The 20513-nt window shown below is 65.6% G+C and carries 14 protein-coding genes and 7 tRNA genes; 18 read left to right on the top strand and 3 right to left on the bottom strand.

Annotated elements, in window-relative coordinates:
• The first annotated feature begins 12 nt into the window (after positions 1–12).
• Positions 13–1260, top strand: a complete 1248-nt coding sequence (locus LF63_RS09955) for an alpha/beta hydrolase (RefSeq protein WP_052394928.1) — start codon at positions 13–15, stop codon at positions 1258–1260.
• Positions 1261–1270: 10 nt separating this feature from the next.
• On the opposite strand, the gene LF63_RS09950 is transcribed toward LF63_RS09955, so the two are convergent.
• Entirely contained in the window at positions 1271–1735 is a 465-nt protein-coding gene (locus LF63_RS09950) for an Lrp/AsnC family transcriptional regulator (RefSeq protein ID WP_043101450.1), read from the bottom strand.
• 97 nt (positions 1736–1832) lie between these two features.
• Between LF63_RS09950 and LF63_RS09945 the strand changes: the two genes are divergently transcribed.
• Together LF63_RS09945 and LF63_RS09940 are read left to right on the top strand one after the other, a co-directional pair.
• Positions 1833–3017 carry a trans-sulfuration enzyme family protein gene (locus LF63_RS09945; RefSeq protein ID WP_043101448.1) on the top strand — a complete coding sequence of 395 codons (1185 nt, stop codon included), beginning with the start codon at positions 1833–1835 and terminating at the stop codon, positions 3015–3017.
• A 354-nt stretch (positions 3018–3371) separates the two neighbouring features.
• Positions 3372–4670 (top strand): cytochrome C, encoded by a 1299-nt coding sequence (locus LF63_RS09940; protein WP_235205303.1) that lies wholly within the window; start codon positions 3372–3374, stop codon positions 4668–4670.
• Positions 4671–4753: 83 nt separating this feature from the next.
• On the opposite strand, the gene katG is transcribed toward LF63_RS09940, so the two are convergent.
• Both katG and mutS read right to left on the bottom strand, forming a co-directional pair.
• Positions 4754–6913, bottom strand: a complete 2160-nt coding sequence (katG, locus tag LF63_RS09935) for a catalase/peroxidase HPI (protein ID WP_043101446.1) — start codon at positions 6911–6913, stop codon at positions 4754–4756.
• A gap of 293 nt (positions 6914–7206) precedes the next feature.
• Positions 7207–9786 carry a DNA mismatch repair protein MutS gene (gene mutS, locus LF63_RS09930; protein WP_043101444.1) on the bottom strand — a complete coding sequence of 860 codons (2580 nt, stop codon included), beginning with the start codon at positions 9784–9786 and terminating at the stop codon, positions 7207–7209.
• Between the two features lie 187 nt (positions 9787–9973).
• Between mutS and LF63_RS09925 the strand changes: the two genes are divergently transcribed.
• From LF63_RS09925 to clpX, 15 genes are all read left to right on the top strand, one after another.
• Positions 9974–10450, top strand: coding sequence for a CinA family protein (locus tag LF63_RS09925; protein ID WP_484549305.1), 477 nt, complete (start codon positions 9974–9976; stop codon positions 10448–10450).
• A gap of 131 nt (positions 10451–10581) precedes the next feature.
• Positions 10582–11628, top strand: coding sequence for a recombinase RecA (gene recA, locus LF63_RS09920; RefSeq protein WP_043101440.1), 1047 nt, complete (start codon positions 10582–10584; stop codon positions 11626–11628).
• A 100-nt stretch (positions 11629–11728) separates the two neighbouring features.
• A complete protein-coding gene (locus tag LF63_RS09915) occupies positions 11729–12226 on the top strand; it encodes a regulatory protein RecX (RefSeq protein WP_043101437.1) in 498 nt (165 codons plus the stop codon).
• A gap of 65 nt (positions 12227–12291) precedes the next feature.
• Positions 12292–15264 carry an alanine--tRNA ligase gene (gene alaS, locus LF63_RS16285; protein WP_043101435.1) on the top strand — a complete coding sequence of 991 codons (2973 nt, stop codon included), beginning with the start codon at positions 12292–12294 and terminating at the stop codon, positions 15262–15264.
• 257 nt (positions 15265–15521) lie between these two features.
• Positions 15522–15734, top strand: coding sequence for a carbon storage regulator CsrA (gene csrA / locus LF63_RS09905; protein WP_043101434.1), 213 nt, complete (start codon positions 15522–15524; stop codon positions 15732–15734).
• Between the two features lie 66 nt (positions 15735–15800).
• Positions 15801–15893: transfer RNA gene (locus tag LF63_RS09900), tRNA-Ser, on the top strand.
• 231 nt (positions 15894–16124) lie between these two features.
• Positions 16125–16201: transfer RNA gene (locus LF63_RS09895), tRNA-Arg, on the top strand.
• Between the two features lie 187 nt (positions 16202–16388).
• Positions 16389–16465, top strand: a tRNA-Pro gene (locus LF63_RS09890).
• Positions 16466–16485: 20 nt separating this feature from the next.
• A tRNA-Arg gene (locus LF63_RS09885) sits at positions 16486–16562 on the top strand.
• A 22-nt stretch (positions 16563–16584) separates the two neighbouring features.
• Positions 16585–16661: transfer RNA gene (locus tag LF63_RS09880), tRNA-His, on the top strand.
• Positions 16662–16672: 11 nt separating this feature from the next.
• Positions 16673–16748 (top strand) — tRNA-Lys (locus tag LF63_RS09875).
• 214 nt (positions 16749–16962) lie between these two features.
• A tRNA-Leu gene (locus LF63_RS09870) sits at positions 16963–17047 on the top strand.
• 72 nt (positions 17048–17119) lie between these two features.
• Positions 17120–18412 carry a trigger factor gene (gene tig, locus LF63_RS09865; RefSeq protein WP_043101430.1) on the top strand — a complete coding sequence of 431 codons (1293 nt, stop codon included), beginning with the start codon at positions 17120–17122 and terminating at the stop codon, positions 18410–18412.
• Positions 18413–18446: 34 nt separating this feature from the next.
• On the top strand, positions 18447–19073 hold the full coding sequence (gene clpP / locus LF63_RS09860) for an ATP-dependent Clp endopeptidase proteolytic subunit ClpP (RefSeq protein WP_043101428.1): 627 nt from the start codon (positions 18447–18449) through the stop codon (positions 19071–19073).
• A 96-nt stretch (positions 19074–19169) separates the two neighbouring features.
• Complete coding sequence (clpX, locus tag LF63_RS09855) at positions 19170–20462, top strand: ATP-dependent Clp protease ATP-binding subunit ClpX (RefSeq protein WP_043101426.1); 1293 nt, start codon at positions 19170–19172, stop codon at positions 20460–20462.
• Positions 20463–20513 lie beyond the last annotated feature (51 nt).

The following is a 20513-nucleotide window of genomic DNA, read 5'->3' as shown; positions in this document are numbered from 1 at the left end:
TCGTAAGCGCTGTTGCAGGCCCTGCAGACCGGAAACTACACGGCGGCGACTCGCCATTTCGATGCGAAGATGCGTCAGGCCGTGCCTGCCGACCAGCTCGGGCAGTTGTGGAGCGAGCGGCTGGCGATGATGTTCGGTCCGCACGACGCCAAGGCGGCGGGGCAGTCGCCGCGCATCGAGTCCGGTGTTGTCGTGACGCCGCTGCGATTCGCCCGTCGCTGGCTGCAGATGCAGGTGCGCTGCGATGCGAAGATGGACATCGCCTCGTTGCGCATCGTGCCGGACAAGGACCGGCCAGAAGTCGCAGCCGCTCACGTCGTCCACGCCGCGTCCGGCCCCTGGGGGCATAGCGAAGTCACACAGGTGCCTTCGCCATTCGGTCCGCTGCCGGCGTTGCTGACGCTGCCCAAGGGCAAGGGGCCGTTCCCGGCGGTGGTGATGCTGGCCGGTTCCGGCCCGCAGGATGCCGACGAGAGCATCGGGCCCAACAAGCCGTTCCGCGATCTGGCGCAGGGGTTGGCCGCGCACGGCGTCGCATCGCTGCGCTACCAGAAGCGCACCTATGCCTATCCAACGAAGTCGGCGAACCTGTCGTCGATGTCGATCGACGACGAGGTGACGAACGATGCGGTCGCGGCGCTGCGTGATCTGCGCGCCGATCCGCACGTCGATGCCAACCGCGTGTTCGTGCTCGGTCACAGTCTCGGCGCGATGATGGCGCCGCGCATCGGCCGGCAGGTGCCGCAGGTGGCGGGTCTGGTCATGCTCGCGGCCCCGGCGCGATCGCTGCTTGCGGTGGTCGACGAGCAGATCGATGACCTGGGCGCAGCGACAGGCATGTCGCCGGCGCAGATCGTCGCTCAGAAGCAAGCCGTCGAGGCCGAGCGCAAGACGCTGGATACGGCCCAGGCGGGACATCCGCCGGCGGGCAAGTTCATGGGCATTCCTCAGTCGTACTGGATGAGCCTGCACGATTACGATCAGGTACGTACAGCGCGCGCCCTGCGCATGCCGATGCTGTTCCTGCAAGGCGGCGCGGATTTCCAGGTATCGCCGCAGCATGACTTCGCGCGCTGGGAGGCGGTGTTCGCGCACGATCCGCGGGTGACGCTGAAGGCCTATCCGGGGTTGAGCCATCTGTTCATGCCGGCCGGCAAGACGCGTTCGGTCAAGGACTACCTCGTGCCGGCGCACGTCGATACGCATGTCATCGACGACATCGCGGCGTGGATCAAGCGTCAGCCTGCACGCAAGCAGTGAAGACGCTGCTTCAGCGCGGCGGCGTCGGCAGTCGCGCGTTGCGCTGGAAGCTGAAGATGAGGTTGGTCTCGATGTGCGCGACTTCCTTGCGCGTGGTGAAGGCGTCCAGAGCGAAGTCGCGCAGGCGCTGGCTGTCGCGCACGGCCACATGCACCAGGAAGTCGTTGCCGCCGGCGACATGCCAGAAGCTGAGCACTTCGGGCAGCGTCTTCAGGTAGGTGTCGAAGGCGGCGACGTCGGTGCGCGCGTGGCGTTCCAGGCGCACGCTGATCATGGCCTGCAGCCCGATGCCTAGCGCCTGCGGATCGATCTCGGCGTGGTAGCCCTGGATCACGCCGGCTTCGCGCAGACGACGCACGCGTTCGAGCGCGGTCGACGGTGCCACGCCGGCTTTGTCGGCCAGCGTCTTGTTGGGCAGCCGAGCGTTCTTTCGCAAAGCGTCGAGCAGGGCGAAGTCGATTCGGTCCAGTTGCATGTTTTGCGCCCTTTGCGAAATAAAGTTCGATCAAGCGGAAACTCATTCGATTTAAATTCTAGCATGGGCCTCTCTTTCCGAACCTGAGGCCATCGCCATGTCGCATCCCGAAACCCTCGGCGTCCACGCCGGTCGCGAGGACTTCGCCGAACTGAGTGTGCACGCGCCGCCGCTGGATTTGTCGACCACCTACCCGGTGCGCGATCTCGGCGTCGGCACCGCCAGTTTCGATGCGCTGGTCGGCGGTAAGGCCAACGCCGAGAATCCGATCTACGCGCGTCTGCACAATCCGACCGTGGCGCGCTTCGAGCAGGCCCTGGCGCAACTGGAAGGCACCACCGACGCGGTCGCCTTCGGTTCCGGCATGGCGGCGCTGTCGGCCTGCCTGCTGGCCGCCGGTCAGCGCGGCCAGCATGTGCTGGCAGTGCGCCCGGTCTACGGCACCAGCGACCACCTGCTCGATTCCGGTCTGCTCGGGATTCCGGTGCGCTGGGTGAAGCCCAGCGAGATCGCCGAGGCGGTCGATGCGGACACCGCGCTGGTGATGATCGAGACGCCGGCCAATCCGACGCTGGAGCTGATCGACATCGCTGCCGTGGTGAAGGCCGCGGGCGACGTGCCGGTGCTGGTCGATTCCACCTTCGCCACGCCGGTGCTGCAGCAGCCGGTGAAGCAGGGCGCGCGACTGGTGATGCACAGCGCGACCAAGTTCCTCGGCGGGCATGGCGACGTCATCGCCGGTGTGGTGGCCTGCGACGACGACTGGGCCAAGTCGCTGCGTCAGGTGCGCGCGGCGACCGGCGGTCTGCTGCATCCGCTGGGTGCCTACCTGCTGCATCGCGGTCTGCCGACGCTGGCGCTGCGGGTGGAGAAGGCGCAGGCCAATGCCATCGAGATCGCGACGCGCCTGGCGGCGCATCCGCTGGTGGCCAAGGTCAGCTATCCCGGGCTGCGCGAGGACGCCAATGCGCGCCTGGTGGGCACACAGATGCGCGGTCCAGGCAGTCTGATGGCGTTCGAGGTGCTCGGCGGTCATGCCGCCGCCGCGCAGGTGATGGCGGCGGTGCGGCTGGCGACGCCGGCGGTGAGCCTGGGCTCGGTGGACACGCTGATCCAGCACCCGGCCGGTCTGACCCATCGCACGCTGGATGCCGGAACGCAGGCCGAATGTGGCATCACGCCGGGCATGCTGCGCCTGTCCGTCGGCATCGAGCATGTCGAGGACATCTGGAACGACCTGCGCGATGCGCTGCAGGCATCGGTGGGCGCCAAGGTGGCGTGAACCTTCGGCGGGCCCCGCTCCCGCGACACGTCGACATGCATGTGGGCCGCTTTTGACGTCGATCAAGGCGGCCCACTGGCTTCTGACTATCCTGAAAGTTGTATTGCGTCGTATCGCTTTTTATGAGCGAACAACGATGCGATGCCGCCCCGTGGCGATGTCGTGGTCATCTTCCGCGTCTGCGTACGTCGAATACGGGCAACGTCACCATGCCCTCACGCGGAAGTCGGGATGCGCGCATCGTTCCGCAGCATCTCTTCGGGGAGTCCAAACATGAAGATGCACACAGCGATGGGAAACCGGTCCCGCGTTCTCCGGTCCCTGGGTTGGGCGGCTTTGCCCGCAGTCTGGGCCTTGCTGCACGCAGGCGCGGCATTCGCGGTGCCGGCGTACGCACGACAGACTCATCAGCCCTGTTCGTCCTGCCATGTCGGCGCGTTCGGCCCCGAGCTGACGGCCTTCGGGCGCGTCTTCAAGCTCAACGGCTACACCATGAAGGTGGGCGACGAGGTCGATCCGCCGCTGTCCGCGATGATGGTCGAATCCTTCCTGCATACCGGTCAGCTGCAGGATCCGGCCGATCTGGGCAAGCCGTACAAGTCCAACGACAACTTCTCGCTGGATCAGGCCTCGGTCTTCGTCGCCGGCCGGATCAGCGAGCACGCCGGCGTGTTCGCGCAGGCCACGTATTCCGAGGTGGGCGGTCTGCTGGGATGGGACAACGTCGATCTGCGCTACGCGCGGCCGTTCAGTCACGGCGATCACGGCGGCGTGTGGGGCATCTCGCTGAACAACAATCCGACCGTCAGCGACGTGTTCAACAGCGCGCCGGCATGGATGTTTCCGTACATGAGTTCGGACCTGGCGCCGGGCGCGCCGGCCGCACCGATCTTGCTGGACGGCATCGGCGGGCAGTCGATCGGCGTCACCGGCTACACCCAGATCGATGGCGCGTGGTATCTGGAAGCGGGCGGTTACCGGTCGCTGTCGGTGGCCTGGACCAACAAGGTCAACGCCGGCTACGACGGCAAACTGTCCGGGGTCGCGCCGTATGCGCGACTGACCTACACCCACGCCGTTCCCAATGGCGATTTCACGCTGGGCGGCTTCCTGTTCGACGTCCAGCGCGGCGCGGTGGGCGAGGATGCCAACGGTCGGACGATTCCGCTGCCCGGGCCGACCGACGACTACAACGATGTCGGCCTGACGGGCGACTACGAATACCAGCGCAACGACCACATCTTCACCGCCAACGCCCTGTACGTGCACGAACGGCAGACGCTCAACAACACGTTTCTCGATGGCGGTTCCACGCATCTGCGGAACACGCTCGATTCGTTCAACCTCAAAGGCAGCTACTGGTACCAGAACACCTACGGCGTGAGCCTGGCGCAGTTCGTCTACGACGGCAGCAACGACCCGGCGCTGTACGGCAACAACGGTTCGCCCAACACGCAGGGCGGCATCGTCGAGTTCGACTACAACCCGTTCGGAAAGTCCGATTCGTGGAAGCAGCCGTACGTGAACGTGCGTGTCGGCCTGCAGTACACCTGGTACACCAAGTTCAGCGGGCTGGTGCACAACATCGATGGCGCGGGACGCAATGCCAGCGGCAACGATGCGACGTATCTGTACCTCTGGCTCGCCATCTGAGCGCGGCGGTTTTTCCTGGGGACAAAGAAAAAACGGCAGGCCGCGCGGCCTGCCGTTTTGGTGTGACGCTTGCGGATGTCGGTTCAGGCGAGATCGAAGCGGTCCAGGTTCATCACCTTGGTCCAGGCCGCGACGAAGTCGTCGACGAACTTCTGCGTGGCGTCGGTGCTGGCGTAGACCTCGGCCAGCGAACGCAGGATCGAGTTCGAGCCGAACACCAGGTCGGCGCGCGTGCCGGTGTGCTTCACCTTGCCGGTGGCGCGGTCCTTGCCCTCGTAGACGTCGCCGTTGCGCGTCCACTCGGTGGACATGTCGAGCAGATGGACAAAGAAGTCGTTGCTCAGCACGCCCGGACGGTCCGTGAACACGCCATGCGGGTTGCCGTCGTAGTTCGCGCCCAGCACGCGCAGGCCGCCGACCAGGGTCGTCATCTCCGGCGCCGTCAGGGTGAGCAGCTGCGCCTTGTCGACCAGCAGGTGCTCGGCGTCGATGGACGACTTCGCCTTCAGGTAGTTGCGGAAACCGTCGGCGTACGGTTCGAGGTAGGTGAACGACTCGACGTCGGTCTGCTCGGCACTGGCATCGACGCGTCCCGGTGCGAACGGCACTTCGACATCGAGCCCGGCAGCCTTCGCGGCCATCTCGATGCCGACGCCGCCGGCCAGCACGATAACGTCGGCCAGCGAAGCCTTGCCGGAAGCCTTCTGGATGGCCTCCAGCTTCGGCAGCGCCTCGACGGCCTTCTTGTTGACTGCCCAGTCCTTCTGCGGCGCCAGCCGGATGCGCGCGCCGTTGGCGCCGCCGCGCTTGTCGCCGCCACGGAAGGTCGAGGCCGAGGCCCAGGCGATCGAAACCAGTTGCGACACGCTCAGGCCGGACGCGGCGATCTTCGCCTTCAGGTCGGCGATGTCCGCGGCGCTCGGGTGGTGGGTGGCTTCCGGCAGCGGGTCCTGCCACAGCAGGTCCTCGGACGGCACTTCCGGACCCAGGTAACGCGACTTCGGTCCCAGGTCGCGGTGGGTCAGCTTGAACCACGCGCGGGCGTAGGCCTCGGCGAAGGCGTCCGGATCGTCACGGAAGCGACGCGAGATCTTCTCGTAGGCCGGATCGAAGCGCAGCGACAGATCGGTGGTCAGCATGGTCGGCTTGCGCTTGGGCGAATCCGGCGTCGGGCCGGGAATGATCGCGTCGGCGTTCTTGGCGACCCACTGCTGCGCGCCGGCCGGGCTCTTCTCCAGCTCCCACTCGAAGTCGAACAGGAACTTGAAGAAGTCGTTGTTCCACTTCACCGGCGTGCTGGTCCAGGTCACTTCCAGGCCGGAGGTGATCGCGTCCTTGCCCACGCCGCTGGCGTGCTTGTTGTGCCAGCCGAAGCCCTGCGCTTCGATATCCGCGGCTTCGGGCTCGGCGCCGACGTTGTCGGCCGAGGCGGCGCCGTGGGTCTTGCCCAGCGTGTGGCCGCCGGCGATCAGGGCGACGGTTTCCTCGTCGTCCATCGCCATGCGCTTGAAGGTCTCGCGGATGTCGTGCGCGGCGGCCAGGGGGTCGGGGTTGCCGTCCGGGCCTTCCGGGTTGACGTAGATCAGGCCCATCTGCACGGCGGCCAGCGGGTTGTCGAGATCGCGTTCGCCGGGCTTGCTGTTGGCGTAGCGGCTGTTCGGCGTGTCGCTGGTGGCCAGCCACTCGGTCTCGTCGCCCCACGACACGTCCTTGTCCGGTTCCCACACGTCCTCGCGGCCCGCGGCGAAGCCGAAGGTCTTGAAGCCGGTGGATTCCAGCGCGACGTTGCCGGCCAGCACGATGAGATCGGCCCAGGAGATTTTCTGGCCGTACTTCTGCTTGATCGGCCACAGTAGGCGGCGCGCCTTGTCCAGGCTGACGTTGTCGGGCCAGGAATTGAGCGGCGCGAAACGCTGCTGGCCGCGACCGGCGCCGCCGCGGCCGTCACCGATGCGGTAGGTGCCGGCGCTGTGCCAGGCCATGCGGATCATCAGGCCGGCGTAGCTGCCGAAATCGGCCGGCCACCAGTCCTTGGAGTCGGTCATCATCGTCTGCAGGTCTTTCTTCAGCGCGGCGTAGTCGAGTTTCTCGAACTGCTTGCGGTAGCTGAAGGCGCTGCCGAGGGGGTTGGATTTTTCCGAATGCTGGCTGAGCAATTCGAGGCGCAGCTGCTTGGGCCACCAGTCCTTGTTGGTGGTGCCGGTGGTTGCAGGATGGAAGGGGCACTTCGCTTCGGCAGACATGGGTTCTCTCCTTGGAGCGGGTCGATCGATCGGTGAATGTCCGCCCGTGCGTCGGGTCTTCCGTCGCGCGGCACCCGCGGACGCGCCGGAGGCGGTCGAGGCGGGTGCACGAACACGGCGATCCATGCCGGCGTGCGGGCTACCAGAAACAATCTACGCGTGCGCAGCGATTGATGGAATTCGATTGTTCCAATACACGCCATAGTTTTTGGCTATGGCTGCTGCGGAACGGCAACCTGTCGCTCACAGCATGCCAGAGGCACCGTGACGCTACGCTGTCCGTGGTGTGACGCTCAGTCCAGCTGCTTGAGGCGATACAGCGCTTCGAGCGCCTCGCGGGGACTCAGGGCGTCGGGATCGAGTTCGGCCACGGCGCGATCCACGGCCGAGGGCGCGGGCGGGGCGAACAGCCCCATTTGCGGCGAGGCTTCGGCCTTGGCGCGGTGCGGCGGCGCGGACACGGAGGCGTGCATGCCTTGTTCCAACTGTTCCAGCGTGCGCCGCGCATCGGCGATGACAGCCTTGGGCAGACCGGCCAGGGCGGCAACCTGCAGGCCGAAGCTGCGGTTGGCCGGGCCTTCCTTCACCGCGTGCATGAACACCAGTTGCTCGCCGTACTCGACGGCGTCCAAGTGCACGTTGACCACGCCGTCGATCTCGCCGGCCAGTTCGGTCAGCTCGAAATAGTGCGTGGCGAACAGAGTGAAGGCGCGGTTGTGCGAAGCCAGATGCACCGCCGCCGCGCGCGCCAGGGCCAGGCCGTCGTAGGTGGACGTGCCGCGGCCGACTTCGTCCATCAGCACCAGGCTCTGCGCGGTGGCGTTGTGCAGGATGCTGGCGGTTTCGCTCATTTCCACCATGAAGGTGGATTGGCCGCGCGACAGGTCGTCGCCGGCGCCGATGCGGGTGAAGATGCGGTCGATGGGACCGATCCGCGCCGCGCTGGCTGGCACGTAGCTGCCAATGTGCGCGAGTAGCGCGATCAGCGCGTTCTGGCGCATATAGGTGGACTTGCCGCCCATGTTCGGGCCGGTGATGACCAGCATGCGTCGGGCGTCGTCGAAGGCCAGGTCGTTGGGCTCGAACGGTTCGTCGCGCACGCGCTCGACCACCGGATGACGGCCGGCTTCGATGTGCATGCCGGGCGCATCGTCGAGCACCGGCGCGCACCAGTTCAGCGTCTCGGCGCGCTCGGCCAGGTCGGCCAGCACATCGAGCTCCGCCATCGCCTCGGCGGCGTCGCGCAGGCGCACGAGATCGGTCGCCAGCGTGTCCAGCAGTTCCTCGTACAGCGCGCGTTCGCGCATTAGGCTGCGCTCGCGCGCGGACAGCACCTTGTCCTCGAAGGTTTTGAGTTCCTCGGTGATGTAGCGCTCGGCGTTCTTGGTGGTCTGGCGGCGCGTGTAATGCGTGGGCGCTTTGTCCGACTGCGCCTTGCTGATCTCGATGTAGTAGCCGTGCACGCGGTTGTAGCCGATCTTCAGCGTGGCGATGCCGGTGGCGGCCTTCTCGCGTTGTTCCAGTTCGACCAGGAACTGGTCGGCGTGTTCGGACAGCTGGCGCAGTTCGTCGAGTTCGGCGTCGAAGCCGTCGGCGATGACGCCGCCGTCGCGGGTCAGCACCGGCGGTCGCTCGACGATCGCGCGCTGCAGCAGCGCGCAGGTGTCGGCGTGGTCGCCGATGCGCTCGACCAGTTCGTGCAGCAGCGGGCTGTCCAGATCGGCCAGCTTCTCGCGCAGCGAAGGGGCGGCCGCCAGTCCATCCCGCAGCGTGGACAGGTCGCGCGGTCGCGCCGAGCGCAGCGCGACGCGGGCGAGGATGCGTTCGAGGTCGCCGATGGCGCGCAGGTCCTCGCGCAGCGCTTCGACCCGGCGCTGGTCGAGCAGCGCGCCGATGGCCTGGTGGCGCTTGCGCAGCGGCTCGCGTCCGCGCAGAGGGCGGTGCAGCCAGCGTCGCAGCAGGCGCGCGCCCATCGGCGTCACGGTTTCGTCGAGCACGCCGAGCAGGGTGTGCTCGCGGCGGCCTTCCGGATGCGTGTCCAGTTCCAGGTTGCGGCGCGTGGCGGCGTCCATGGCGATGGTTTCGCCGGCGTTCTCGGCGGCCAGGCCGGTCAGGTGCGGCAGGGCGCTTTTCTGGGTTTCCTCGACGTAGGCCAGCAGGCAGCCGGCCGCGCCGATGGCGCGATCCAGGTTGTCGATGCCGAAGCCGGACAGATCGCGGGTGCCGAAGAAGCGATTCAGTTCGCGCCGCGCGCTGTCGCTGTCGAAGTGCCACGGCGGCCGCTTGCGCAGACCGGGCAGAGCGCTGACGCGGGCGTCCCAGCGCACGTCCTCGCTGACCAGGGTCTCGGCCGGCGTCAGGCGCGCCAGTTCCGCGCCCAGCGCCTCGGCGTCGGCGACCTCAGTCAGCAGGAAGCGTCCGGCGGTCAGGTCGACCCAGGCTAGGCCGTAACCCTGCTTGTCGGCGTGGATGGCCAGCAGCAGGTTGTCGCGACGCTGTTCCAGCAGCGCCTCGTCGGTGACCGTGCCGGGCGTGACGATGCGCACCACCTTGCGCTCGACCGGACCCTTGCTCGCGGCCGGGTCGCCGATCTGTTCGCAGATGGCGACCGACTCGCCGAGCTTGATCAGCCGCGCGAGGTAGTTTTCCGCCGCGTGATGCGGCACGCCGGCCATCGGAATCGGTTCGCCCGCCGACTGACCGCGCTGGGTCAGGGTGATGTCGAGCAGGCGCGCGGCCTTGCGCGCATCGTCGTAGAACAACTCGTAGAAATCGCCCATGCGGAAGAACAGCAGCACGTCCGGATGCTCGGCCTTGGCCGACAGGTACTGGCGCATCAGCGGGGTGTGGCCGGCGAGATCGTCTTTGTTCATGCGGCGGGCGGTGGGTGCGGATTCGAGTGAGTCGCCCAGTCTACCCGCGACCGGGCGTCGCCTGCATGCCGCGATGCGTTTTCCGCGTTGCGTGCGGTCGGCGGTACGATCGGTGTCCGGCCGCCGGGTGGACCATGCGGCCTTCACGCGTCGGAGTACACCGTTGAACATCCCCAGCGAAGCCGATCTGCAGCAGCGCGCCCGCGCCGTGGCGCACGATCTGATGGCCGCCAATCTCATGCTCGTCAGCGCGGAATCGTGCAGCGGCGGCTGGATCGCCAAGATCATGACCGACCTGCCGGGCAGCTCGGCCTGGTTCGAGTGCGGCGTGGTGGCCTACAGCTACGAGGCCAAGGAGGCGCTGCTCGGCGTCAATCCGCGCACGCTGGAAGCGACCGGCGCGGTCAGCGAGGAGACCGTGCTGGAGATGGTCGCCGGCGCGCTGGCGCATCTGGGCGCGGGCGTTGCGGTGGCGGTCACCGGCATCGCCGGACCCAGCGGCGGCACCGAGGACAAGCCCGTCGGCACCGTGTGGATCGGCTGGAAGCGACGCGGCGGTTATGCACGTGCCGAACTGTTCCATTTCGAGGGCGACCGGGACGCCGTGCGACGGCAGACCGTGGCGGCGGCGCTCGACGGGGTGCGGCAAACCCTGACCGCCTGAGTCGGCGTGTTCCGGCGCGCGTGCCGGGTCGACTGTGGGATACTGGACGGGTCGGTTGCGGCGCTGTCGCAGCCACTGAGATACACGGCCGGCATGCTGTCGGCAACCAACACCGTACCGAGGTACCGAAGATGGATGACAACAAGCGCCGCGCGCTCACTTCCGCGCTCAGTCAGATCGAGAAGCAGTTCGGCAAGGGCGCGGTCATGCGCATGGGCGACCACACCCAGGTCGCCATCGAGACCGTATCCACCGGTTCGCTGGGCCTGGACATCGCGCTGGGCGTCGGCGGCCTGCCGCGCGGCCGCGTGGTCGAGATCTACGGTCCGGAATCGTCGGGCAAGACCACGCTGACCCTGCAGGCCATTGCGCAGTGCCAGAAGGCCGGTGGCACCGCCGCCTTCGTCGACGCCGAGCACGCGCTCGATCCGTCCTACGCCGAGAAACTGGGCGTCAACGTCGACGACCTGCTGGTGTCGCAGCCGGACACCGGCGAGCAGGCGCTGGAAATCGCCGACATGCTGGTGCGCTCGGGCGCGGTGGACATGGTCGTGGTCGACTCGGTCGCCGCGCTGACGCCGAAGGCCGAGATCGAGGGCGAAATGGGCGACTCCCACGTCGGCCTGCACGCACGCCTGATGAGCCAGGCGCTGCGCAAGCTCACCTCCAACATCAAGAAGACCAACTGCCTGGTCATCTTCATCAACCAGATCCGCATGAAGATCGGCGTGATGTTCGGCAGCCCCGAGACCACCACCGGCGGCAATGCGCTGAAGTTCTACGCCTCGGTGCGCCTGGACATCCGTCGCATCGGTGCGGTGAAGAAGGGCGACGAGGTGATCGGTTCGCAGACCCGCGTGAAGGTGGTCAAGAACAAGGTCGCGCCGCCGTTCCGCAAGGCCGAGTTCGAGATTCTCTACGGCGAGGGCACCTCGCGCGAGGGCGAGATCATCGAGATGGGCGTGGAGCAGAACCTGATCGACAAGGCCGGCGCCTGGTACAGCTACAAGGGCGACCGCATCGGTCAGGGCAAGGAGAACGTCCGCCAGTTCCTCAAGGACAACCCGGAGATCGCCAACGAAGTCGACGCCGAGCTGCGCGCGCGCCTGCTGGCCAGCGGCGGCGGCAAGAGCGAAGCCGACGATGCGCCGGAAGATTCGGTGGCCGAGGAAGCCTGAGGTCAGTACGTTCCCGCCTGCAGGTGTGCGGGCGGACAGGTAGGATACCCGGAGCCGTCGGCAGTATTTCTGTCGGCGGCTTCGTTCGTCTGGAGATGCCATGTCGCTGGGGCGCAGCAAGAAAGCCGACAAACCCAGGCGCAGTGCCTACGACAAGGCGCTGGCGCTGCTGGCGCGTCGCGAGCAGTCGCGCCACGAACTGCACGAGCGCCTGGCGCGCGACGGCTACCCGCGCGACGAGGTCCGCGGCGCGCTCGACCGGCTGGCCGGGGACGGCTACCAGGACGATGCGCGTTTTGCCGAGATGATGGTGCGTGCGCGCATCGCCAGTGGCTACGGCCCGCAACGCATCCGCGCCGAGCTGCGCACGCATCGCATCGGCGACGCATTTGTCGAGCGGCATCTTGCCGAGGCCGACGTCGACTGGGGTGCGGCGGCCCGTGCGCAACTGCACCGCCGTTACGGCGATGCCCCGGTCGCGGACTACGCCGAGCGCGCCAAGCGCGCGCAGTTCCTCTTGCGTCGCGGCTTCGACGCCGCCACAGTAAACACCGTCACCCGCGCCGACGTGGACGACGCTGCCGATCACGAAGACTAGCCGGTCCTCGCCGCGGGCAGCGCCGCACAGGCGTATACCCTTCATGAAATTCATACTGTAAGTGCATGAAAACAGCAGATATACGCGCGCGATTCCTCGACTTCTTCCGTGACCGCGGCCACACCATCGTGCCGTCGGCGCCGCTGGTGCCGGGTAACGACCCGACCCTGATGTTCACCAACTCGGGCATGGTCCAGTTCAAGAACGTGTTCCTGGGCAGCGAGAAGCCGGGCTATGTTCGCGCCGCCGACGTGCAGCGCTGTCTGCGCGCGGGCGGCAAACACAACGACCTGGATTCGGTCGGCTACACCGCGCGCCACCACACCTTTTTCGAGATGCTCGGCAACTGGTCGTTCGGCGACTACTTCAAGCGCGAAGCCATCGGCTGGGCCTGGGAGCTGTTGACGAAAGGCTTCGGGCTGCCGGGCGAGCGCCTGACCGTCACGGTCTACGAGACCGACGACGAGGCCTACGGCATCTGGAAGGACGAGATCGGCGTCCCGGCCGAGCGCATCATCCGAATCGGCGACAACAAGGGCGCGCCGTACGCGTCGGACAATTTCTGGCAGATGGCCGACACCGGTCCGTGCGGTCCGTCCAGCGAGATTTTCTACGACCACGGCTCGCATATTCCGGGCGGTCCGCCGGGTTCGCCGGACGAGGACGGCGACCGCTTCATCGAGATCTGGAACCTGGTGTTCATGCAGTTCGACCGTCAGCCGGACGGCACGCTGCTGCCGCTGCCTGCGCCGTGCGTGGACACCGGCATGGGTCTGGAACGCCTGGCGGCGATCCTGCAGGGCGTGCACTCGAACTATGAGATCGACCTGTTCCAGCGCCTGATCGCGGCGGCCGCGAAGCTGACTGGCACCGAAGACCTGGAGAACAAGTCGCTGCGCGTGATCGCCGATCACATCCGCGCCTGTTCGTTCCTGATCGTCGATGGTGTGACGCCCTCGAACGAAGGACGTGGTTACGTGCTGCGTAGAATTATCCGTCGAGCTGTTCGGCACGGATACATGCTGGGCATGCGGAAGCCGTTTTTTTACATGCTTGTGGATGTTCTAAACAGTGAGATGGGGGGGGTGTACCCAGAGCTTGCTGAGAGCGCTAGTGTTGTTGCGAATGTCCTCGAAAAAGAAGAGCAGCGATTCTTTCTGACGGTCGAGAGAGGTATGGGGCTGCTTGGGAGAGCTTTATCCCCTGAGGTTCCGGTGATGAGGCTGCTTTCGGAAAGGCTAGGTCTGCCTGATTATGGCTTGATGTTGCATACATCGGGTGGACTGTATCTCGATGGAGTCTTCAGAACTGAAGGTGGCGCTGTGGCAGTTTTGTTGATGCCTTCAAGCGAGCAGTCTAGGCAGGCTCTGATTAAGACAGTCAGTAATCTTCAAAGCGAGAATGAGGGTTGGGGGGAAGGCTACCGGAAGTTCCTTGTTGTTAAGGGGCCTTGGACAGACGCGGATGTATCGCGTGCTCAAGCCTTAGTTAACGCATTCGATATTCCGACGGAAGTGATCGAGGTAACTGAGGAAGACCTCAAGCCGTATAAATTTTTGCCTGCAGAAACTGCATTCAGCCTTTATGACCAGGACGGCTTTCCTATCGATTTGACTGCTGATGTATGTCGCGAGATTGGTTTCTCAGTCGATTTGGAAGGTTTTGAGGTGCTTATGGAAGCGCAGCGCGAGCGCGCCCGCGCGGCCAGCCGTTTCGAGTCGAAGGGGCAGTTGCCGGCCGAACTGGTCAGCCGTCTCGATCCGACGCAGTTCCTCGGCTACGAGGCACTGACGGTGACTGACGCGAAGGTCGTTGCCATCGTGCGCGATGGCCAGAGCGTGACGCAGCTGGCCGACGGCGAGGAGGGTATCGTGCTGCTGGATCGCACGCCGTTCTATGCCGAATCCGGCGGTCAGGTCGGCGACACGGGCGTGCTGCGCAGCGCCGAGGGCGCGTTCGCCGTGCGCGACACGCAGAAGCTGGCCGGCGCCTACCACGGCCATGCCGGTCGCTGGCAGGGTGCGAAGCCGTTGACGGTCGATGCGACGCTGGCAGGCGAAGTCGACGGCGAGCGCCGCCAGGCCATCGTGCTCAATCACTCGGCCACGCATCTGCTGCACGCGGCGTTGCGCAAGGTGCTTGGCGATCACGTCACGCAGAAGGGCTCGCTGGTCGCGCCCGATCGCCTGCGTTTCGATTTCTCGCACGATCAGCCGGTCAGTGCCGAGCAGCTGCATGCGATCGAGCGCATGGTCAACGCGCAGATCCGCCGCAACGACGCCGCCGACATCCGCCACATGGGTTATCAGGAAGCCATCGACTTCGGCGCGATGGCGCTGTTCGGCGAGAAGTACGGCGACGAAGTGCGCGTGCTGAAGATGGGCGATTTCTCGACCGAGCTGTGCGGCGGCACGCATGTGTCGCGCACCGGCGACATCGGCTTGTTCAAGATCGTGTCCGAATCCGGCGTGGCTGCCGGCGTGCGCCGCATCGAGGCGCTGACGGGCGCGGGTGCCGAAACCTACGTCGGCGACGAGGAAGCGCAGTTGCACGCATTGGCGACGCAACTGGGCGTGGGGGTCGGCGACGCTGGCGAGAAACTTCGCCAGATTCTCGAACGCAGCCGCAAGCTCGAACGCGAGCTGGAGGCGGTGAAGGCGCGTGCAGCCTCCGCGGCCTCCGCCGACCTGGCCTCCACAGCGCACGACGTGCAGGGCATCAAGCTCGTCGCGGCGCGCATGCCGGGTATGGACGGCAAGGCGCTGCGCGACGGCCTGGATCGCCTGAAGCAGGAACTCGGCGACTGCGTGGTGCTGCTGGCCAGTGCCAGCGACGGCAAGGCGACCCTGGTCGGCGGCGTGCACGGCGCGGCGCTGGGCAAGGTCAAGGCTGGCGCGATGATCGCGCATGTCGCCGGTCAGATCGGCGGCAAGGGCGGCGGTCGTCCGGACATGGCGCAGGGCGGCGGCGTCGACTCGCCGGCGCTGGACGCCGCGCTGGAGGCGTTGCCGCAGTGGCTCGAGGCGCAACTGGGCTGAGAAGCTGTCCTCAAGCCGGAGATACTGTCATAGCAGCAATTGCACCGAACCTGCGCGGCGGCTAGTATCGGTCGACCATCGGCCTGGACAGAGGCTCGATGGCGCCGAAACGGCGGAAACCTCGTCGTTCACGGAAGCTGTACGTACAGGGGAGGGCCGTGGCGGTCACGTATCGTCGCGATGCGACCCGCGCAATCAGGGGTGAGGTGCGCGGTTCATGTGAATCACGGCCCTTATGGAGCCAGGAGTAACGAACTATGCTGATATTGACCCGACGCGTCGGGGAAACCTTGATGATCGGTGACGAGGTGACGGTCACCGTTCTGGGTGTGAAGGGAAACCAAGTGCGCATTGGCATCAATGCGCCGAAGAACGTTTCCGTGCACCGCGAGGAAATCTACCAGCGGATCCAGCGCGAGCAGGATCAGTCCGGTGCGGCCGGAGCCTCTTCGAGCGAGGAAAACGACTGACGAGGGTTTACGTAAGTATTCGCTTGCAGGTATCCTAGTCGGCTTCCGGTTGACGGAAATGTGTTCGGAGAGATGCCCGAGTGGCTGAAGGGGCTCCCCTGCTAAGGGAGTAGAGGGTTAATCACCTTCTCGAGGGTTCGAATCCCTCTCTCTCCGCCAGTTTTACCCAGGGTCCGCATGTCGGATCTTCCCGTTGCGATACGGGATCGCCTTGGTTGCCGCGACTGGATGGACGTCCATCCATGCGTCGTCGTCGTTCCGCTTTCGCGCAGATCGATGAAATCGCAACCAAAGTGAAATCAACTGTTGACGAGCGGGGCCGGTTTGCGAATAATGCCGCGCCTTGCACAGGCAACCGCAGCACATCGCGTTTGCCGTACAACTTGATACGCGCCCGTAGCTCAGCTGGATAGAGTACCTGGCTACGAACCAGGCGGTCGGGAGTTCGAATCTCTCCGGGCGCGCCATTCAAGAAAGGGCAGCACGTGACGAAAGTGGGTCACGGGTTGTCCGGGACAGCGGCTTGTTCGCTGCCCCGACGGGAACAAAACAGAACCGCAGAGATTCGCTCCGCGCTCTGGATCGGATTGACTGCACTTTGGTGCCCCCGTACCATGCCGAGGCTCCGCAAGCCGCAGGGCCTGGGACGGGATACGGGGTATAGCTCAGCCTGGTAGAGCGTTGCGTTTGGGACGCAAAAGTCGGGGGTTCGAATCCCTCTACCCCGACCAGAGCGCAACGGACGCATGATGCGCCCGTAGCTCAACCGGATAGAGCATCGGCCTTCTAAGCCGACGGTTACAGGTTCGAGTCCTGTCGGGCGCGCCAAGTTGTGGTCGTTCGAACTGTGGTGGGCGTAGCTCAGCTGGTTAGAGTCCCGGATTGTGATTCCGGATGTCGTGGGTTCGAGTCCCATCGTCCACCCCACTTTTTACAATGGGCCGTTAGCTCAATTGGTAGAGCAGTTGACTCTTAATCAATTGGTTGTAGGTTCGAGTCCTACACGGCCCACCATTTTCGAGACGGCCTGCAGCGATGCGGGCCGTTTTTTTGTTGCGGGGAGCGAAGCGGTGTCGCGCAGGGGAGGCGCGCACTGCAGGCAGGGTGCGGTTTCCCTTGTGCGAAGGGTTCGCGACACCTTAAAATCCCCGTTTCGTGTACGGGAATCGTCGACTTGAGCTCGATGGCGGAACGTTAGGCCGCACAGCGGTGCGGGCCGGTCGGCAGGGCGAAAGTGGCGGAATTGGTAGACGCACCAGATTTAGGTTCTGGCGGGGCAACCCTTGCGAGTTCGAGTCTCGCCTTTCGCACCATTCCCATATCATTCCAACGGGTGGCGCTGATGCCGCCACGGCTTCCGTGTCAGGCGGGTTTCAGGAGAGGTCATGCAAGTTTCGGTTGAGAACGTCGGCAAGCTCGAGCGCAAGTTGACGGTGAAGATCCCGGCGGATCGACTGGAGAACAAGGTCAGCGAGCGCATTGCCGAGATGGGCCGTACGGTGCGCCTGAAGGGCTTCCGTCCCGGCAAGGTGCCGACCAACGTGATCAAGCAGCGTTTCGGCGCGCAGGTCCGCGGCGAAGTGCTCTCCGATCTGATCGGCAGCAGCCTTGGCGAAGCGTTCGAGCAGGAGAAGCTGCGTCCGGTCGCCCAGCCGTCGGTGGACACCACCGGCGAGCCGGAGGACGGCCAGATTTCCTACACCGCGACCTTCGAGGTCATGCCCGAGCTGCCGGAAGTGGACGTGTCCGGCATGGAACTGGAGCAGCCGAAGGCCGAGGTCGCCGACAGCGACGTCGATTCCATGATCGAGACGCTGCGCCTGCAGCGCCGCAGCTTCGACGCGGTCGAGCGCGCTTCCGAGGCGGGCGATTTCGTGATGTTCGACTACGACGCGCAGACCGACGACTACCGCTTCCCCGAGGAAGGTCAGGAGCGCGCCGGCAGCGTAATCGGCGGCGGCACGCTGTTCGAGGCGCTGGACGAGGCGCTGACCGGCCACGCGGCGGGCGAGAGCTTCACCCAGGACATCGCGTTTCCGGAAGATTTCGGCAATGCGCAGCTGGCCGGTAAGACCGCCAAAGTGAACTTCAGCATTGCCAAGGTGCAGGCCCCGAACCTTCCCGAAGTCGACGACGCCTTCGCCAAGGCCTTCGGCATCGCCGACGGCACGGTCGAGACCCTGCGCAAGGAAGTCCGCGCCAACCTCGATCGCGAGCTGAAGGCCGCGCTGGCAGGTCGCCTGAAGAACCAGGTCGCCGAGAAGCTGGCCGAGATGCACGCCGACATGGACGTGCCCAAGGTGATGGTCGACGGCGAAGCCCATGGCATGGTGCGCAGCCAGCTGCCGCAGGGCCAGGAGCCGACGGCGGAGATGCTGGCGGCGGCCGAGCCGATGGCGCGCAAGCGCGTCATTGCCGCGCTGCTGCTGGGCGAGATCGCGCGTCGCCAGGAAATCAAGGTCGACCACAAGCGCGTGGCCGAGACCCTGAGCGCGATCGCCTCGACCTACGAGGAACCCGAGCGCGTGGTTGAACTCTACAGCGGCGACCCCCAGCTCATGCAGGGCCTGCACAACCGCGTCCTGGAAGACCAGGTGGCGGCGTGGGTGGCGGAACACGCCAAGACCACCGAGAAGGAGCTGAGCTTCGACGAGGTGATGAAGCCGCAGCGCGGTTGATCGACGACCGCGCCGAACCGACTGGGAGACGACCATGGACCCGATTCAGAACCTCAATCTCGTGCCGATGGTGGTCGAACAGACCTCGCGTGGCGAGCGCTCGTACGACATCTATTCGCGTCTGCTGAAGGAACGCGTGGTGTTCCTGGTCGGTCCCGTCGATGACAACGTGGCCAACCTGATCGTCGCGCAGCTGCTGTTCCTGGAGTCGGAGAACCCGGACAAGGACATCAGCCTGTACATCAACAGCCCCGGCGGTTCGGTGACCGCCGGTCTGGCGATCTACGACACGATGCAGTTCATCAAGCCCGACGTCAGCACCATCTGCGTCGGCCAGGCGGCCAGCATGGGCGCGCTGCTGCTGACCGCCGGCGCGGCCGGCAAGCGCTATTCGCTGCCGCATTCGCGCATCATGATCCATCAGCCGTGGGCCGGCGGCATTTCCGGTCAGGCCACGGACATCGAGATTCACGCCCGCGAGATCCTGACCATGCGCGAGCGTCTCAACGACATCCTCGCCAAGCACACCGGCAAGGCGGTGGACGACATCGCCCGCGACACCGAGCGCGACCGCTTCATGAGCAGCGCCGAGGCCAGCGACTACGGTCTGATCGATTCGGTGATCGAGCAACGCGCGCTGGATGCGGCCAAGTCGTCCTGATGCAGCCTGCGAATACGGTCCGCGCGCCTGCGTTGCAGGGGCGCGGGGCTATGCTATTCTCGGCTCGCGGCCGGAAACATATCGGGAATCAAGAGCATGAGTGACGATCGGCAGGGCCGTTCCAGCGACAGTGGCAAAATCCTCTACTGTTCGTTCTGCGGCAAAAGCCAGCACGAAGTCCGCAAGCTGATCGCAGGTCCGTCGGTGTACATCTGCGACGAGTGCGTGGAACTGTGCAACGACATCATCCGCGAGGAACTGGAGGAGAAAGCCTCCAGCGGGCGTACGCAGCTGCCCAAACCCCGCGAGATCATGGAAACCCTCGACCAGTACGTGATCGGACAGGAACGCGCCAAGCGCGCGCTGTCGGTGGCGGTCTACAACCACTACAAGCGCATGGAGTCGCGTCAGAAAGACGACGACGTCGAGCTGTCCAAGTCCAACATCCTGCTGATCGGTCCGACCGGTTCCGGCAAGACGCTGCTGGCCGAGACGCTGGCGCGCCTGCTCAACGTGCCGTTCACCATCGCCGACGCCACCACGTTGACCGAAGCCGGTTACGTCGGCGAGGACGTCGAGAACATCATCCAGAAGCTGCTGCAGAAGTGCGACTACGACGTCGACAAGGCGCAGTCGGGCATCGTCTACATCGACGAGATCGACAAGATCTCGCGCAAGAGCGACAACCCGTCCATCACCCGCGACGTGTCGGGCGAGGGCGTGCAGCAGGCGTTGCTGAAGCTGATCGAGGGCACGCTGGCCTCGGTCCCGCCGCAGGGCGGTCGCAAGCATCCGCAGCAGGAGTTCCTGCAGGTCGATACGCGCAACATCCTGTTCATCTGCGGTGGCGCGTTCGCCGGGCTGGAGAAGGTCATCCAGCAGCGTTCGGAGACCACCGGCATCGGCTTCTCCGCCGAAGTGCGCAGCAAAGAGCGCAGCGGCAACATCGGCAAGGTGCTGTCCAACGTCGAACCGGAGGACCTGGTGCGTTTCGGCCTGATTCCGGAATTCGTGGGCCGTCTCCCGGTCGTCGCCACGCTCGAGGAGCTGGACGAGGACGCGCTGGTGCAGATTCTGGTCGAGCCGAAGAACGCCGTCACCAAGCAGTTCCGCAAGCTGTTCGAGATGGAGGACGTCGAGCTGGAATTCCGGCCCGAAGCCCTCAAGGCCATCGCCCGCAAGGCGCTCAAGCGCAAGACCGGCGCGCGCGGCCTGCGCACCATAATCGAGCAGGTGCTGCTGGACACGATGTTCGAGCTGCCTTCGCTGGAGCACGTCAGCAAGGTGGTGGTCGACGACGCCGTCATCGACGGCCAGGCCGAACCCTATCTGATCTACCGCGGCAATCTGCAGCAGCAGTCCGCGGAAGGCACCAGCGGCGCGGCCTGATCCAGCGCATGATCCGCACGCGGGCCTTGAGAAGAGGCGTGACGGACTCCA

Source organism: Oleiagrimonas soli, assembly GCF_000761445.1.
GTDB lineage: Bacteria > Pseudomonadota > Gammaproteobacteria > Xanthomonadales > Rhodanobacteraceae > Oleiagrimonas > Oleiagrimonas soli.
Note: the sequence above shows the minus strand (reverse complement) of the source record. Positions and strands in the feature narration are given on the sequence as shown.

Bases quoted from the DNA above. Each gene is read 5' to 3' on its own strand.
- LF63_RS09950 (WP_043101450.1), bottom strand. From the start codon at position 1,735: ATGCAACTGGACCGAATCGACTTCGCCCTGCTCGACGCTTTGCGAAAG.
- LF63_RS09945 (WP_043101448.1), top strand. From the start codon at position 1,833: ATGTCGCATCCCGAAACCCTCGGCGTCCACGCCGGTCGCGAGGACTTC.
- katG (WP_043101446.1), bottom strand. From the start codon at position 6,913: ATGTCTGCCGAAGCGAAGTGCCCCTTCCATCCTGCAACCACCGGCACC.
- mutS (WP_043101444.1), bottom strand. From the start codon at position 9,786: ATGAACAAAGACGATCTCGCCGGCCACACCCCGCTGATGCGCCAGTAC.
- recA (WP_043101440.1), top strand. From the start codon at position 10,582: ATGGATGACAACAAGCGCCGCGCGCTCACTTCCGCGCTCAGTCAGATC.
- LF63_RS09915 (WP_043101437.1), top strand. From the start codon at position 11,729: ATGTCGCTGGGGCGCAGCAAGAAAGCCGACAAACCCAGGCGCAGTGCC.
- alaS (WP_043101435.1), top strand. From the start codon at position 12,292: ATGAAAACAGCAGATATACGCGCGCGATTCCTCGACTTCTTCCGTGAC.
- csrA (WP_043101434.1), top strand. From the start codon at position 15,522: ATGCTGATATTGACCCGACGCGTCGGGGAAACCTTGATGATCGGTGAC.
- tig (WP_043101430.1), top strand. From the start codon at position 17,120: ATGCAAGTTTCGGTTGAGAACGTCGGCAAGCTCGAGCGCAAGTTGACG.
- clpP (WP_043101428.1), top strand. From the start codon at position 18,447: ATGGACCCGATTCAGAACCTCAATCTCGTGCCGATGGTGGTCGAACAG.
- clpX (WP_043101426.1), top strand. From the start codon at position 19,170: ATGAGTGACGATCGGCAGGGCCGTTCCAGCGACAGTGGCAAAATCCTC.